Source organism: Gardnerella sp. 26-12 (genome assembly GCF_001660745.1).
In the GTDB taxonomy this organism is placed as follows: domain Bacteria; phylum Actinomycetota; class Actinomycetes; order Actinomycetales; family Bifidobacteriaceae; genus Bifidobacterium; species Bifidobacterium swidsinskii.
Genome location: NZ_LWSR01000023.1, coordinates 1 through 16352, shown reverse-complemented (window position 1 = coordinate 16352; position 16352 = coordinate 1). Strand labels below are relative to the sequence as shown.

The 16352-nt window shown below is 43.9% G+C and carries 12 protein-coding genes and 1 pseudogene; 6 read left to right on the top strand and 7 right to left on the bottom strand.

The annotated features are described in order from the left end of the window. Nucleotide 1: 1 nt before the first annotated feature. The 3 genes from lepA to A5295_RS02330 are packed head-to-tail and all read left to right on the top strand — an operon-like array spanning nucleotide 2 to nucleotide 3714. On the top strand, nucleotides 2-1882 hold the full coding sequence (gene lepA / locus A5295_RS02340) for a translation elongation factor 4 (RefSeq protein ID WP_012914227.1): 1881 nt from the start codon (nucleotides 2-4) through the stop codon (nucleotides 1880-1882). Further along, a complete protein-coding gene (gene hemW, locus A5295_RS02335; protein WP_064621593.1) occupies nucleotides 1879-3201 on the top strand; it encodes a radical SAM family heme chaperone HemW in 1323 nt (440 codons plus the stop codon). The genes lepA and hemW overlap by 4 nt, the downstream gene beginning before the upstream one ends. A gap of 57 nt (nucleotides 3202-3258) precedes the next feature. After that, nucleotides 3259-3714: a hypothetical protein gene (locus A5295_RS02330; RefSeq protein WP_004108771.1), complete on the top strand. Its 456-nt coding sequence runs from the start codon at nucleotides 3259-3261 to the stop codon at nucleotides 3712-3714. Between the two features lie 261 nt (nucleotides 3715-3975). Here the strand turns inward: A5295_RS02330 and A5295_RS02325 are convergent, their stop codons facing one another. The 4 genes from A5295_RS02325 to A5295_RS02310 form a co-directional block, all read right to left on the bottom strand. Further along, complete coding sequence (locus A5295_RS02325) at nucleotides 3976-4425, bottom strand: Panacea domain-containing protein (RefSeq protein ID WP_004108773.1); 450 nt, start codon at nucleotides 4423-4425, stop codon at nucleotides 3976-3978. 215 nt (nucleotides 4426-4640) lie between these two features. Then, on the bottom strand, nucleotides 4641-5573 hold the full coding sequence (locus A5295_RS02320; RefSeq protein ID WP_064621592.1) for a LysR family transcriptional regulator: 933 nt from the start codon (nucleotides 5571-5573) through the stop codon (nucleotides 4641-4643). Nucleotides 5574-5753: 180 nt separating this feature from the next. After that, the gene (locus tag A5295_RS02315) at nucleotides 5754-7400 is read right to left on the bottom strand and encodes an acyl-CoA carboxylase subunit beta (protein WP_004109195.1); all 1647 of its coding nucleotides are present in this window, start codon (nucleotides 7398-7400) and stop codon (nucleotides 5754-5756) included. Next, nucleotides 7397-9310, bottom strand: coding sequence for a biotin carboxylase N-terminal domain-containing protein (locus tag A5295_RS02310; RefSeq protein ID WP_004109191.1), 1914 nt, complete (start codon nucleotides 9308-9310; stop codon nucleotides 7397-7399). The genes A5295_RS02315 and A5295_RS02310 overlap by 4 nt, the downstream gene beginning before the upstream one ends. Before the next feature lie 205 nt (nucleotides 9311-9515). Here A5295_RS02310 and A5295_RS02305 point away from each other — a divergent pair, with 205 nt between their 5' ends. Then, on the top strand, nucleotides 9516-10166 hold the full coding sequence (locus tag A5295_RS02305) for a biotin transporter BioY (protein ID WP_004109189.1): 651 nt from the start codon (nucleotides 9516-9518) through the stop codon (nucleotides 10164-10166). A 586-nt stretch (nucleotides 10167-10752) separates the two neighbouring features. On the opposite strand, the gene A5295_RS02300 is transcribed toward A5295_RS02305, so the two are convergent. Beyond that, the gene (locus A5295_RS02300) at nucleotides 10753-11655 is read right to left on the bottom strand and encodes a biotin--[acetyl-CoA-carboxylase] ligase (protein ID WP_064621591.1); all 903 of its coding nucleotides are present in this window, start codon (nucleotides 11653-11655) and stop codon (nucleotides 10753-10755) included. Nucleotides 11656-11757: 102 nt separating this feature from the next. On the opposite strand from A5295_RS02300, the gene A5295_RS02295 reads away from it, so the two are divergent. Beyond that, nucleotides 11758-13788, top strand: a complete 2031-nt coding sequence (locus A5295_RS02295) for a DUF6020 family protein (protein ID WP_064621590.1) — start codon at nucleotides 11758-11760, stop codon at nucleotides 13786-13788. Nucleotides 13789-13803: 15 nt separating this feature from the next. Beyond that, nucleotides 13804-15165 (top strand): CdaR family transcriptional regulator, encoded by a 1362-nt coding sequence (locus A5295_RS02290; protein ID WP_004109186.1) that lies wholly within the window; start codon nucleotides 13804-13806, stop codon nucleotides 15163-15165. A 192-nt stretch (nucleotides 15166-15357) separates the two neighbouring features. On the opposite strand, the gene A5295_RS02285 is transcribed toward A5295_RS02290, so the two are convergent. Together A5295_RS02285 and A5295_RS06465 are read right to left on the bottom strand one after the other, a co-directional pair. Then, on the bottom strand, nucleotides 15358-15819 hold the full coding sequence (locus tag A5295_RS02285; protein ID WP_064621589.1) for a Panacea domain-containing protein: 462 nt from the start codon (nucleotides 15817-15819) through the stop codon (nucleotides 15358-15360). Between the two features lie 116 nt (nucleotides 15820-15935). After that, nucleotides 15936-16352 (bottom strand): annotated as a pseudogene (locus A5295_RS06465) (Abi family protein); the annotation flags it as partial.

Below are 16352 nucleotides of genomic sequence, written 5' to 3'. Positions count from 1 at the left end.
AGTGATTACACCGCATAACCAGCCAGGATTTACGGATCAATCGTTGATACGCAATTTCTGCATTATTGCGCATATAGATCACGGCAAGTCCACTGTAGCAGATCGCATTTTACAACTTTCAGGAATCGTGCCAGAGCGTGAAATGCGAGACCGTTTCTTGGATCGCATGGATATTGAGCAAGAGCGCGGTATTACTATTAAATCGCAGGCTGTTCGCGTTCCTTGGACTTTTGAAGGCAAAGAGTATTCGCTTGGCATGATCGATACTCCTGGACACGTCGATTTTACTTATGAAGTTTCGCGCGCGCTGGCAGCATGCGAAGGTGCTGTGCTGTTAGTAGATGCTACTCAAGGTATTGAAGCGCAAACGCTTTCTAATCTTTATATGGCAATCGACCATAATTTAACGATTATTCCTGTTCTTAACAAAATCGATTTGCCTAGTGCTGAACCAGATAAGCATGCTGAAGAAATAGCTGGTTTAATTGGTTGCAAGCCGGAGGACGTGTTGCGTGTTTCTGGTAAAACCGGCGAAGGTGTTAAAGACTTACTTGATCAAATTGTGCTGGAAGTTCCAGCCCCAAGCGGAAATCCTGATTCTCCTGCTCGCGCGCTCATTTTTGACTCCGTCTACGATTCTTATCGCGGAATTGTCACCTATATTCGTATGGTTGATGGCGAACTTAAGTCGCGCGAAAAATTGCATATGATGGGAATCGGCATGACGCACGATCCTATTGAAATCGGCGTTATTAGCCCAGATATGACTCCAACTAAGGCGCTTGGAGCCGGAGAAGTAGGCTATGTAATTACAGGTGCAAAAGACGTGAGTCAATCTAAAGTTGGCGACACTATTACCAGTGCCGTAAATCCTGCATCTGAGCCTTTGGATGGTTATCGCGACCCTAAACCTATGGTTTACGCAGGTCTTTTCCCAATTGATAACGCTCAATTCCCAGATCTTCGAGATGCTCTCGACAAGCTAAAACTTAATGATGCGGCTCTTATTTACGAGCCAGAAACGTCTGTTGCGTTGGGCTTTGGTTTCCGTTGTGGATTCTTAGGTCTTCTACACATGGAGATTGTTTCAGAGCGCTTAAGCCGCGAGTTTGGCTTGGATCTTATTTCCACTGCTCCTAACGTAACTTATGACGTCACTAGCGAAGATGGTAAAGAACATCACGTAACAAATCCTAGCGAGTTTCCAGAAGGCAAGATTAAGCGCATTATTGAGCCAATGGTTGCTGCAGATATTATCACTCCGAAAGAGTTTATTGGTGCTGTAATGGATTTGTGCCAGGATCATCGCGGAGAAATGGGCACAATGGAATATATTAGTGCAGACCGCGTGGAAATGCATTACAGGATTCCTCTTGCAGAAATCGTTTTTGACTTCTTTGATCAGCTTAAAAGCCGCACAAAAGGCTATGCTTCTCTTGACTACCACGAAGATGGCGAGCAAGCTGCCGATTTAGTGAAAGTTGATATTCTTATTCAGGGAGATAAGGTTGACGCTTTTAGTGCGATTGTGCACCGCGATAAGGCTTATTCTTACGGCGTTATGATGACTAAGAAGCTTCGCGGTCTTATTCCTCGCCAGCAGTTTGAGATTCCAATTCAGGCGGCAATCGGCTCTAGAATTATTGCTCGCGAGACTATTAGCGCTCTTCGAAAAGATGTGCTCGCTAAGTGCTACGGCGGCGATATTACGCGTAAACGTAAGCTTCTTGAAAAACAGAAGGCTGGTAAGAAGCGCATGAAGATGCTCGGACATGTTGAAGTTCCGCAGGAAGCATTCGTTGCGGCTTTGGCTACAGACGAGAGCGCAAACGATCGCGATACTAAAGATAAGATTCGCGCAGCGCAAAAGTCTGAAGGATGAGTTTAGAGTTGGATGCTGAATTAAATAAATCAGCTATGCAAACTGAAAGTATGCCTTTTGAAGTGTACGTGCACGTGCCGTTTTGCTTGCGCCGCTGCGGTTATTGCGATTTTAACACGTATACTGCTCGCGATTTGGGTGAAGGTGCAAGTCGCGAAGGTTATGCGGATGTTGCGATTCTAGAGATGCAACTTGTAAAAAAATGGCAGGAATATCACGGAATTTTCGAGCCTAAAGCGCAATCTGTTTTCTTCGGCGGCGGCACTCCAACAGTTCTTAAAGCGCAAGATTTAGTGCGAATTTTGCAAGAAATACGTAACTTGTGGGGATTTAAAATCGGAGCGGAAATAACTACTGAAGCAAATCCGGATACTGCAGATGAAAAGTATATTGAAACGCTTGCAGAAGGCGGATTTACTCGAATATCTTTCGGAATGCAATCGGCTGTTCCGCACGTACTAAAAACACTTGACCGTACGCATACTCCAGAAAATGTTGCGCGAGGAGTAAACGCAGCAAACGCATGTGGCTTGCGTTCAAGCGTTGACTTGATTTATGGAGCTCCGGGGGAGAGTTTAGACGATTGGCGAAAGTCGGTAGAAATGGCTTTAAGTCTAGGCGTTAACCATATTTCTGCATACGCGCTAACGGTAGAGCCGCGTACAAAAATGGGCCGTCAAATCGCTGCTGGCACTATTCAAGCGCCAAATGATGATGATGAAGCCGCAAAATACGAGTTGGCAGACGAACTTTTTAACTCTGCTGGATTACAATGGTACGAGATTTCTAATTGGGCGCGTCCTGGTTTTGAGTCTCGTCATAATCTTGGCTACTGGCGAAATATTGATTGGGCTGGAATTGGTCCTGGAGCGCATTCGCACTACAATGCTGCAAATCACATTAGTAAACAAAGCATGGATGATAGTGCTTCTTTAGCTAATACAAGTGAGTTTTATAACCTTCGCTCATGGGATATTTTGCACCCAAAACGATGGGCGCATGCTATAAATCTTGGAAATGTGCCGTGGCAAAACTACGAGTGTATCAATGCAGAAGATGCGCTTATTGAAGAAGTAATGCTTGGGCTTCGCATTAAAGAAGGGCTCGATATTTCGCAATTGTGCGAAAAAATGCGCGAAACTAATAAGGTGTTCGATGATTCGCATTTGCAAAAAGTGTTACGCGAAGTGTGTAAGGAAGATTTGGCAGTGTTGCACGAAAATCGCATTATCGCAACACGCAAAGGTAGGCTGCTCAACGATTTATTAATAGAAAGAATTGTCGACGCGTGTGAAGAAGGCCTTACCGTGCTAAAATAGTGCGTATTGTGTCATAAATGCTTGATATACGAAAATTCAATGTAGAAAGGAACAATCATGGCAAACCGCAAAGAGCGTCGCGCGAAGGAAAGGCAGAGCCGCAAGGGGATTCCTTCTCAATATGATGAAACAAAAGGTCGCGCTCGCGGAGGCATGATTGACGAATACAATTTACAAGAACGCTCTAGAAGACTTCAAGAGAGGGGAACTGGTCCTTGGAAGCCAACTTCTAACGTGACAGCTGAGGAGGAGAGACTGGCTCGCAATGTTAAGCGATCTCAGGTGGGCGATGATACTTGGAATGTTGTTCGTAAAGTTGTCGGAGTGTTTTCCTGGGCTGTGATTTTGCTTTCCGCGCTTGCTTTCTTGGTGATTATGTGGCTTCCTAGCCAGCCTATTGTGCTTGTTGTGGTAGTTTCCGTTTTGTTTGCATTAGGCGTGTTTGGCTTGTTCTTTAGCTTTAGTAATTCTAGGCAGAATCCGCGCCTTGACGAGCACGGCACTGCGATTTAGATGTACTTATAAAATAAGAATGTTTTTTAATGATTAAGGTGGGCACTTGCTAATAACAACGTGCTCGCCTTAATTATTTGTGTGCGCTCCGACCTGCTTTCGCGCTTAGAGCGTAGCGCGCGAAAGCAACTCGGAGCGGAAACTCGCTTAAGTTGGAAGTCCAGTGGACTTCCAACGCGAGTTTCGTAAGCGAGCGCGTTACCCGCGCGAGCGCATACTGCGTTACGGTCTCTAGTTGGCGCTTTTCGGACATTCGCGCATTTACACAATAGGATGCTTAATGTAGTAGTCGTGCATTGACTTCTTGGAAATTATTTCCTCGCTGCCTTGATTTGCAGATATGCCGATTCTCGCGCGAATCCACGGATCTTCTTTATGCGTTCTTTCGCTGAGCTGATTTCCTGTAAGATTTCCAAGTTTTGCGCACACTTCCTCTATAATCTTGACCTGCTCATATTCTAAAGTTGCGCATCTTTCTGGAAGAGAAATCAGTAGTTCTTCTTTGCGAATTGTGAATCTTCCTCGATGCCTGTTAAATAATTCCAATGAAACCGGACCGTTCGTCCAAGCTTCAAAATCTTCCGGGAATAGTGACAATCCAGTTGTAGCTAAGCTGTGCGCTTGAGAATAATACACAAGCTTCTGCAGCTTCATAGTTGTCATTGGTCCCATAATTTCCAATATTTTTGCCGCTACATTAATAATGCCCATCACGCATCTCCTTTTTCTTTGCAACAAATTAATAGCGATTTTATGAATGGAAAAAGTGAGCGTCAATTCGATTAAAGAAATGTGGACAACTTGTATTATGAGTTATTTTTTAGTTTGTGTTATTTTGCAAGTTCAACTTATTTGATTGTTGTTTTGCGAACTAATCATTTAATAGTTCAACATGCAATAAGTTAATAAGCGAGTAAGTTAATAAACTAATTTCGTGAATCTATAAGCGCGTAGCCATGTCTTACAAGCACAGATTTAAGTTGCGTAAGATAAGCGAGTGAAGCTCTTGAAAGCTTCGTGCGCTCGTTGGTAATCCAGCCAACAAGCATAGTGTCATCACATTCAAGCGGAATAGTGACAATTTTTTCATTGTTTAAATCGCCGTTATCTATTCCAGTGCAAACAGTGTAACCATTCAACCCAATAATAAAGTTTAAAATGGTAGCGCGGTCAGAAACGTTGATCTTTTTCGGTGGGCGAGTAGGCCAAACTGCTTCTTCTGCGAAGAAGAAACTTCCTTCTTCTCCCTGTTCGTATTGAATAAACGGATACGGTTTCAAATCTTCCAAGCTCAAGCTTTTTTGCACTGCAAGCGGATTATTTCTAGAAAGAAAAACATGCAATTTTGCTCGGAAAAGCGGGTGGAATTCCAAATGTTTTTCACGAAGCAGCTTGCCTATTACATCCTTGTTGTAGTCAGAAAGATAAAGAATTCCAAGGTCTGCGCGCATATCGCTTACTTGCTTAATGATATTTTTTGTGCGCGTCTCGCGAATTGAAAACTCGTATTCGTTAGAATGAATACTGCGAATCATATCGACGAATGCTTCAACAGCAAACATGTAGTGTTGTGTTGCAACGCTGCATAATTGTGGGCGAGGCTTAGTACTTTTGTAGCGTTCTTCAAGAAGATCCGCCTGCTCAATTACTTGTCGAGCGTACGTCAAAAACTCAGCTCCATCAGCTGTTAATGCAATTCCTTGAGTGGATCTAGTGAAAATTTCAATGTTAAGTTCTCTTTCAAGCTCTTTTACAGAAGAGCTCAATGCTGGTTGTGAAATATATAGTGCTCGTGCTGCTTCATTCATTGAACCGCAGTCAACGATTTTTACAATATACTTCAGTTGTAGCAAAGTCATACGAGCTTCTTTCGTGAGCTAAAAGTTACGATAATCATCAAAAATCACATAAATGAGCCGCTAACGAATCTAGCAAAAGGTATAGGCATAACCTAATTCTTAGTTGTCATAACCATAGTTCCACAKWWCTATAGTTTTNTAKTTATAAGTTTGATAACCCCTATAATTTTTATAAATCACTTACATTGGCTGATTTCCGTGATGCTTTCCAGTTCTGGAAACCCGCTTTTTACTGCGCAAAAGCTTCAATGAGCCGGCAATCATATCGCGAGTCTGCTCCGGGTCAATCATTGCGTCAATCTGACCAGTTTCCAACGAAAGATTTGCGTTCACAGTAGTCGCCTCATACTCGTCAACCAGCTGCTTTCTAAGAGCTGCAACGTCTTGCCCACGCTCTTTAGCTTTTTGCAAATCCTTGCGGTGAATAATATTTACGGCACCTTGCGCACCCAAAACTGCAATCTGGCTGGTTGGCCACGCGTAATTTACGTCCGCACCCATCGACTTGGAACCCATAACGATATAAGCTCCACCGAAAGCTTTGCGCAAAATCACCGTAACCAGCGGAACTTGCGCGTTCGCGTACGCATAAATCACTTTCGCACCTCGGCGAATAATTCCTGCGTGCTCTTGATCTGAACCAGGCTTATAACCAGGAGTATCTACTAGAGTCACCACAGGCAAATTAAACGCGTCGCACAATCGCACAAATCGCGCGACTTTTTCGGAAGAATTTACATCCAAAATACCAGCGTTCACCTTCGGCTGATTTGCTACGATTCCAACAGGATGACCCTCAATGCAAGCAAAACCAACCACTGCAGAAGCAGCATACAATTCCTGCACTTGCACGAACTCACCGTAGTCAACTATTCTGCGAATCACGTCAAGCACATCGTAAGGCTGACGGTCGTTATCCGGCACAATATTCACCAACTCGCGCGCAGTTTCGCGATCCGCGCGCGTTGCAGCGTAGGCAAAAGTTGGAGGCTCTACCTCACAGCTAGATGGCAAATAAGCCAAAACTGTGCGCGCGTAGTCGATTGCGTCAGCTTCATCCTCTCCCAAATAGTGAGCGACACCGGAAGTTGCGTTATGCACAAGACCGCCGCCCAAATCGTCCATGCTAATAGCCTCGCCGGTTGCAGCTTTAACAACATCCGGACCAGTTACGAACATATTTGAGTGCTCGCGAGTCATAATAATCAAATCTGTCAATGCAGGGCAATAAACTGCACCACCAGCGCAAGGACCTAGAATAATTGAGATTTGCGGAATCAAGCCGCTCGCTTCGCAAGTTTTTTTGAAGATACGCCCGTATTGCATAAGCGCGCTCACGCCTTCTTGAATGCGAGCGCCGCCGGAATCAATTACGGCAACAACTGGCACGCGAAGTTCAACAGCCATATCTAAAAGATGGCAGATTTTCTCGCCCTCAGCTTTGCCTAAAGTTCCACCGCGCACAGAAAAGTCTTGTGCGTAAACTGCAACTTTTCTGCCATAAACTTCGCCAAAGCCGGTGATTACAGCGCATCCGGCAACGTCGTTATTTATGTCACCGCCGTTAAAACGTCCGATTTCCACGAATGAGCCGGTGTCAAAAAGCAAGTCAAGACGCTCGCGAGCAGTGCTTTTACCTTTTGCATGCTGACGCTCTAAAGCTTTTTGTTCTGCGTCACGAGCAAGTTGTGCTGCGTGCTGAACTGCAGCTTTTCCGCGACGAGGCTGCAAGTTTGTATCGTCAGCAGAGCTATTAACAGAAGAGTTATTAACTATTTTCGCTGAAGTTTCAGAGATTTCAGACTTTTCTTTTGCTAAAGTACTCATTTCTGCTCTCCTTCCGGCTTTTCAGAAGACTTTTCAGAAGATTCAGAAGACTTATCTGCGCTCTTATCCGCGCTTTTATCTCCAGCAAGATCAATCGTCACAAGCTTTGCACCCGATTCCACGCCGTCACCAGGACCCACAAAAATTCCAGTAACAGTACCAGCTGCAGGAGCGTAAACGTAATTTTCCATCTTCATAGACTCAAGCACCACAAGCAAATCACCCTTGGCAACCTGCTGACCTTCAGCCACATTCACGCGCGTAATAACAGCTTGCATAGGTGCTGCGATTACGCCAGGAATCTGCTTTTGTTCTTCAGATTTGTGAGTACTTCCGCGAAGCGAACGTCCACGCAAAGGCTGCGAAGCTCTAGAAACGCTACGAACTCGCGCAGAGCCGGTCAAATTGTCAACAATATCTTGCGGAATCGTAAGCTTTACGCGCTTATTATCAACCTCAATAATGAAGGATTCCATTGCAGGCTGCTTATTTTCGGATTCATCCGCAGACTTTCCAGAAACAAGCGAAGCCGGCTGGCCACCCAAAGAAGCTGCAGGAACGCGGTTCAAATACTTGCGTTCCATCCACTTAGTAGACACGTCAAAACTGTGATTTTCCGCAGTAAACTCAGGGTCGTTAAAAATCTGCTCAAAAAGTTTTGCTGGAGTTGGCACGCCCTCAATACAAAGTTCCTTCAAAGCGCGACGCACACGAGCGACAGCAGTTTCACGACTTTGCGCAGTAATAATAAGTTTGCCCATCATCGAATCGAATTTTGGCGAAATATTATCGCCAACTTCAACACCAAAATCGACGCGAATACCAGGACCGGAAGGCCACTTTATTTTCGTCAAAGTGCCGGAACTTGGAGTCAAATTCGTAGCAGGATCTTCCGAAGTAATGCGAAGCTCGAAGCTGTGTCCGCGAGGCTCTGGATCCTTAATCAACTCGCCGCCGTCAGCAATATTGAGCTGTTCTCGCACTAAATCAAGTCCACTAACTTCCTCACTAACCGTGTGCTCAACTTGCAATCGCGGATTAACTTCCAAGAAGTAGACTTTATGCTGAGAAGTCACCATATATTCGCACGTGCCAAGACCAACGTAGTCAACAGCTTCAAATAGGTTACGAGAATATCGGTAAAGCTGATCCTTTTCATCGTCAGTCAAGAACGGTGCAGGAGCCTCCTCAACCAGCTTTTGGTTTCGGCGCTGCACCGAGCAATCGCGCGTGGAATATACGGTGAAATTTCCGTGAGCGTCGCGGCCGCACTGCGTTTCTACGTGGCGAGCTTTGTCAATAAAACGCTCAATAAAATATTCATCTAAGTCGCCGCCCTGCAAAGCGTCGTGATTCATATAAAAGCCTCGCAACTCGTCATCGTTACGAACGACTGTAATGCCGCGTCCGCCACCGCCATCCGTGCGCTTCATCATCACAGGATAGCCGTGAGTTTGCGCAAAAGTCAAAAGTTCTCGAATATCTTTCACAGGCTCCGAAATTCCTGGAACTGGCGGCACTTTCGCACGAACTGCCACGCGACGAGCCGTAATCTTATCTCCCAAATCAATAAGCGCTTCCGGACGAGGACCAATCCAAATAACCCCAGCATCGTTAACTTTTTTCGCAAAAGACGCAACTTCCGAAAGGAAACCGTAACCCGGATGCACAGCATCCGTGCCGCTTCTTTTAATAATGTCAAGAATCGCATCTTCGTTTAAATAAGTATCACGATACGTGTCTCCGGAAAGTGCGTACGCTTCGTCTGCCATTTCTACAAACTGCGCGTTGCGATCAGTCGGTGCATAAATAGCAACGGTAGAAATGCCCATTTCGTGAGCCGTGCGAATAACTCGCAAGGCAATTTCACCGCGGTTTGCGATGAGAATTTTTTTGATATTCGTAACCATACGTTACAAGATATTAGAAAAGTTGCGTTTACGGATGAGTCGACATACACAAAAGCTAGAGCAAAATTTTGTACACTTCTCCAATGCACATGATTTTTATAACACGTAATGTGATTAGCGAAACGGAAAACAACCGGCAAAACCGTTTAATTGACAACCTATTAGCTGCAAACGGCAAACCGGAAATAACCAAAAGAAGGTTTTCATGACCAACATAAATCAAAATAATGCAACAACAGCATCAGCAAATTCAAACGTTGCAAATAAGTTGAAAGTAGCTGCAGCATGGCTTGCAAAGCCAGCGCTTCTCACTGTGCTTTTGGCTCTTTCTACCATGGCAGGCGCAATTTATCTTCCTATTACTCCTGTGCCTATTACGTTGCAAACTCTTGTTTTGTGCATTATTGGTTTAACTTTGAGCTGGCGCGAAGGCGTAGCTTCTGTAGTTATGTACCTTGCTGTTGGCGCAGCAGGTTTGCCTGTGTTTGCTGGCTTTAAGGGCGGCTGGGCTGTTTTTGTTGGCCCTACTGCAGGATTCTTAGCCGGTTTCATATTTGGCGTTGCTGCAACCGCAGCTTTGAAGCGCGTATTTGACGTAGCTCTTGACGCAATGATGCCAGAAAACTCCTTCAAGAAGACTTTCGCACGCTTCTGCACTTACTCTGTAGCTTCTATAATCGGCACGATCGTGATTTACGCATTCGGCATTTTCGGCCAAAGCTACCTAACTGGCATGCCACTTTCAACTGCCGCCGCAACCTTGATTATCTTCATGATTGGCGATTTGATTAAGGCTTTTGTTGCGAGCGCGGCTTGCTCCGGCTTGTACAACGCACTTAACAAAAAGCGCGCATAGCGGAAACGTTATATTGCAGAAAAACGGCATTTCCTTTACACGACTGTAAAGGGAATGCCGTTTTGTATAAGATTGCCGCGCACTTGCTCTTTGACTGAGATAACTAGCAAACAGCTGACGCTTGCGCTTTAAGCGCTCGCTGCTGAGCTCAGACGGAAAGTCCACTGGACTTTCCGTCTGAGCAAGCTCGGCGCTCCGAGTTGCTTTCGCGCGCGCAATGCTGCGCTCAAGCATGTCGTCAGCGCACACAAAACACAACAGAATTCCCAATGAACTACCAAGCGAACCTGCCCTGCCTTCGTCTTTACTGACGAAGGCAGACCTCGCTTGCGTTGAAAGCACACCGTGCTTTCAACTCTAAGCAAGCTCGGCGCTCCGAGTTGCTTTCGCGCGCGCAATGCTGCGCTCAAGCATGTCGTCAGCGCACACAAAACACAACAGAATTCCTAATAAACTACCACGCGAATCTGCCCTGCCTTCGTCTTTATTGACGAAGGCAGACCTCGCTTGCGTTGAAAGCACACCGTGCTTTCAACTCTGAGCAAGCTCGGCGCTCCGAGTTGCCTTCGCGCGCGCTGTGCTGCGCTCAAGCATGTCGTCGCGCTTCATACGCAACCGCGTGCACATCGCCGCTTTTTACCACAATCTCCTCGCCAGATGCCTCACGAATCGTAAGCGACGCATCTTCTCCAAGCCGCACAGCAGTTCCTGTCACCACGCTTCCGTCAACTGGATGCACGTTAACTTCGCGCCCAAGAGTCCAACACACACCATTTACTTCTTGAAGCAAATCTGCAGCGTTACTTGGATAATCGCGCATAAAATCACCAAGTCTAGAACGCAATCCAGTAACTATTTTTGCAGCAATCGTATCACGCAATTCTTTAGATTCCGGCAAATCAGTCATATGCATTTGCAGCGAAGTTGCCATCTTAATTGGCAGCACTTCTTGCGGCACGCACAAATTCAATCCGATTCCAAAAATTACTCCAACAACATTGTCTTTGCTTGGATCGGCTACAATTTCTGTTAAGATTCCGCCTTCTTTACAATCGTGCAAAAACACGTCGTTAGGCCATTTAAGTTTTATCGCGCAAGCATCACCGTGCATCGGCGAGCTTCCGCACTCTTTAAACGTTTCTAGAAGTGCGTCACGCGCTGCAAGCCCTGCAATAATAGGCAGCCAGCCATTGTGACTTGCGTCCATAACAATTGACTTCGGCAGCAACGTTACGAATGAAACTAAAAAGCTTTCTCCCGGTCGGCTTACCCACGCGCGTCCAAGCCTGCCGCGACCTGCTGTTTGCTCATCTGCCACAATCGCAACTATTGCTGGCTTCCCGTCATCTCGCGCAATTATTTCGCCTTTTTGTATCATTTCTCGCGCAATATTTTGCGTAGAATCTGTAATTGCGAAATATTTTACCAGATCTGCTACTTCTGAGGTCTGCGGCATCAATGCCACACTTTGCGAAGAAAAAATAGTCATATGTATAATTTACATCAGATTATATTTTTGCGCGCGTCATTGCATGTTTTGCGCGCAATAGCAAACAAAGTAGCTAAGCATCAATTAAGCAGGTGTTAACACATGGAGCGCATACGTCGCAAAACGCAGTACAAGAAGCCGCGCAAATTGCGTGCTGTTGCAGCACGTTTTTTAGATTACACTCTTGCTGCTTTGTTATGCTTTGTACTTGCTTTTTGCACTAGCTTGGGACCAATTTTCCGCAGTCAAGATATTAAAGTTCATTTAGGATCAATCGCTGATTTTTCGTTGGTTAATGCTTTTATTTTCGTCGCTGCCTTCATAATATACGCATTAATACTGACTGCGCTTATTTACTACGGTAAAAATAAAAAGTTTTTGCCTAAATATCAACGTTTTACGAAATTAATARAGTCAATTGCGTTAAGAAAAAATAGTGAAAATAAAAAACATTCAAAATTACAAAAATTTACTACTAAACACACTATTTTCCGCAATATTGCGCATTTTCTTTTAAAATCTGCAAAACTATTTTTTAATTGCGCTAAATGGTTCATTAACCACTCCACTCGCAATAGAAGAAACCTACTTCTTACTTTTTTCGTGGGCTGGATTTGGGTTCCAGTTACGTTACTTGCCGCATACGGTGCAGATATATGCTCGCAAATTCGTGAGTACAGTTGGACTTGGAATAAAATTACAGGCTTAGATCAGCCTTATATCGGCTTCTTTAGCTTTGTCCCAATGGATATTTACCCAACTGCGCACTACTTGTGGCCAACTTATCCAACTTATTTAACAGATCAGCACAACATTGTTCTAACTGTTATTTATGGCGCAACAACAGCAGTCTCCAGATACTTTACCGACTCAAACGACGCTGGAATTGCACTTCTTGCCTTTGCACAATTTGTATTTGCAGCATGGTGCGTTTCTGCAACAGCACACCGCTTCTTAAACAAACCTTGGCTTGATGCAGAATCTAGCTCAACAAATTGCAGCACAACAACTTTTGCAAGATTCGTTATTCTGCTTATGTTTTTACTTAATCCGCTTGTGTTGTGCTCAACTATTGCGCTTACAAAATCTCCGCTTTTTGCATTCGCTTTTGTTTGGTGGTTTGGCATAAATTACGAGTTAACTAATTGTTATCATGCGAACGACACTAAAAATACACTTAGCACAAAGCCAAATACGCAAAAGCCTAGACTTCACACTGTTTTGGAATTAATTGTTTCAGTGTGCGTAATGCTTATTGCTGCAAAATACGCTTGGTATATTCTGGTTGTTCAATTCATACTTTTAATTATTTTTGAGCGCAAACGCTGGCGTTTGTGGGTTTGCGGAATTTTGCTTCCAATCGTTGTAATTCACGGCTCGTTAATTATGCTTATTTCGAGCGGTGCTATTATTAGCGGCGATCCTATTGAGAGTCGCGGCATTCAGTTACAACAAATTGCACGTATAGCTAAGCTCGATCCGCATAGCATACCGCGTAGCGCAAAGCGCATTATTGCACCAATTTTTAATCTGGATCAAACTGCAGAAGCATACAAACCTTATGACGCAGACCCTGTGAAATCTTCCGGATTGCAATCTAAAAAAGTGAGTTATCGTTGGCGATACGTTACTAAAGACAATATTCGTAAATTAGATTTCGCTTGGTGGCAAATGATTACGCATAGTCCACTCGTTGCAACTGACGCTTTTCTTGCAAAGACTTACGGATACTTTGATATTTTTGACCGCCCGTATGTTGGGCCAGAATACTACATAGACACTGACAGCATACACAAATCTGATTGGATTAAATATTGGAATCCTAAGTGGCGAACTAAATTTGCAGAAGACATTAGCACGTTTAGTGATATTCCTGTTTTAAGTTGGCCAATTCACGGAAATACTTTCGTTATTTTTACACTACTTATTGGAGTTGCAGAAATTATTCTTCGCCGTTGGCGCACATTGTTATGGCATATTCCACTTGCCTTGCTGATTGGAGTTATGATTCTTGCTCCAGCTAATAATTTTGAGCGACACATGCTACCGTTAGCTTTTGTTTTCTGCTTTGTAGCACTTACTTTTTGGCGAGATACTTTTACTCAATCGCGCTATAATAGTAGAGAATGTTAGGATTAAAGGCACAAGATGGACGAGAAGAATACACCTCAGTTTGCGCAAGATAGCAGCGCTGCTTCTTCTGTTATGTCCGAAGAAAATTATGAAGATAAACTTGCAGGAAACAGCTTACTTAGTAACGATTTTCTTTCGATACTAGCAAGCGTACAGGCAGCAGAAAAGCACGCGGAGGATTCTAATATTGCCAATTCTCTTGAAAATCAACAGTTAAACAAAACGCAAGTAAACGCTGTATCAAATGATCAAGAAAGCTCTTCTACAGCAAAGCAATCTAAAGCAGAGCAAGAAAACGAAGAAAAGCACAAACACCACTTGTGGCATCGTCTTTCATCAAATCAAAGTCGTTCGAGTCATTCAAGTCAATCTTCTGAAAATACTAAAGGTAATAATTCACCGAGTTTTACTCCACTGCCCAGCGCGCAAAAATCAACTAGCTCGGAACCGCTTAGAATTTTCGACAATCGTGATGGCCAAGTTTTTGACGCGGCGATGCGCTTGCAATTACACTCGATTATTGCCACGTGTTTAATGAATGGTATTGCAGACGCTCGTATTGACGCTTTCATGCATTTACTTCAATGGTCAGATTCGCCAAAAGTTATTGTTATTGCAGGAACTTTCGGCACTGCAATTAAGCCAGATGACGGACCAAATCGCAAGCCAGCACCAGATATTCCACCTGATAACACTGACACTTTGCGCCGAAATATTTGGCCACAGCTTGGTAGTTGCAATGCGTATGATGCAATAGTTGAGCGCACACAAAGTAGTGCTTTGCAGCGCATTACGGGAGCTTGGCAAAAAACGCAAGCACTGATATCAGCATCTACGAAAAATTCTTCTACTTTTGCAGCGCCTTCTCATATTATTCTGCTTGCTGTGCGCGAAAATCCTAGCGATCAGGCTTTAGAGAAGCTGTGCAAAGTTTTTGAGAATTCTCATAAGACGATTTGTGTTAGCAGCATGGTTGAAGGCGTTGAGCAGATTTCTTCCGCTCTTACTGCTACTCTTGCCGCGATTGCTGTTGCTCCAGCAGTAAAGCATTTGCCGCAAATCATTCACACAGATGATTTGCTTCCAGAACGAGCGCTTATTGGCGATGCCACAGCTTTTGATACTCTTTACAACAAGGTGTATCAAAGTTTGGCTCCTTACAATCATGACGATCCAACTCTGGAAACTATTGACATGTTCTTGCGCTTTGGTGGAGCTCTTGACCAAACAGCACACGAACTTAATGTGCATCCAAATACTGTTCGTTACCGTTTACGTAAAGTTGCGCAAACTACAGGATGGGATGCTACGGATCCGCGCGCCGCTTATGTGCTGCAAACAGCTATAACAATTGGTAGAATTCGTGATTCGCACTAAGACGAAGTGCACGACAATAAAGACGCGCGGCCTAAACTACTCGCGCGCGTGATGGTTAGACCGGATTTTCTTGCGCAGGCGACCTAAACTACTCACGCACGTGCTGTTTTGGTCGCTTAGACAACGCATAAGTAGAAGTGTATTACATATCGAAAATGCAGCTCTTACTGCACATCTCCTACTACGCAGCGCTTACCACAAAAAATTATGAGTTGAATAGTAATCTTTCAAAGAATCTTTAGTAATTTTTTGAACGCATATTGCCGAACCATTAGTAGCATCATAAGCATTCTTCCATGGATCTTCACTATGCGTCATAGCACTCAAATCACTACCAGAATATCCAGCAAACTTTTCGCATACCTTTTCCACAAGAAGCTTTTGACCATCTGTTAAAGAATCATCCTGAAGTTTCTCAGTATTGGGAAGTACAAGCTCACCTTTACGAATCAAAAACTTACCGCGATGCAATGCGAATAATTCTGGGCAAACAGGACCATTTCTCCATGCCTGAAAATCCTCGTTAAATAACGGATGCCCAGTAGTAGCCAAAGAATACGCTTGCGAATAGTAAGCTAGCTTCTGCAGCTTCATAGTGGTAATAGTTCCAGTAATATCAAGGATGTACGCTGCCACATTAAAGATTGTTGTCATACGCACCTCCAGCAAAAATACCACTAACTAATTCAGATGTAATCAGAAAAAAATCGGGCGACGCATAAATGCATCGCCCGCAAAACTTTCGTTTTCAAATCGTATTTAATAAATTACTATGATGGCTGTACATTATGTACAATCTCTTTACAAAAAATATACATCTGCTGCAATGACGTAGACGACTTGTACAAATCCTTATTCCTAACCATCCTACCGTCAAACAATTCCTTGATTTCCTGTAAACAATGATTCTTTAAATCCTCACTCTTTATAACATCATCCACCGCAATAAGCAGCGAAATAAAATCTTGCACGCATTTATTTTTCAACCTGTCTTGAATAGTTCTCTTTTTCACACCTGCCAACAACTTAACAACTCGAGAAACTAAATAATTATTGTAAAACCCAGCTTTATTTGTTAAATCATGAATAACACAATTGCTATGAGCTGCAGCATTCCGTATATTTCTTATATTGTCCAGCAATGTACAATTAAATCCATCATATTCATACTTTGCACAGTAATACTT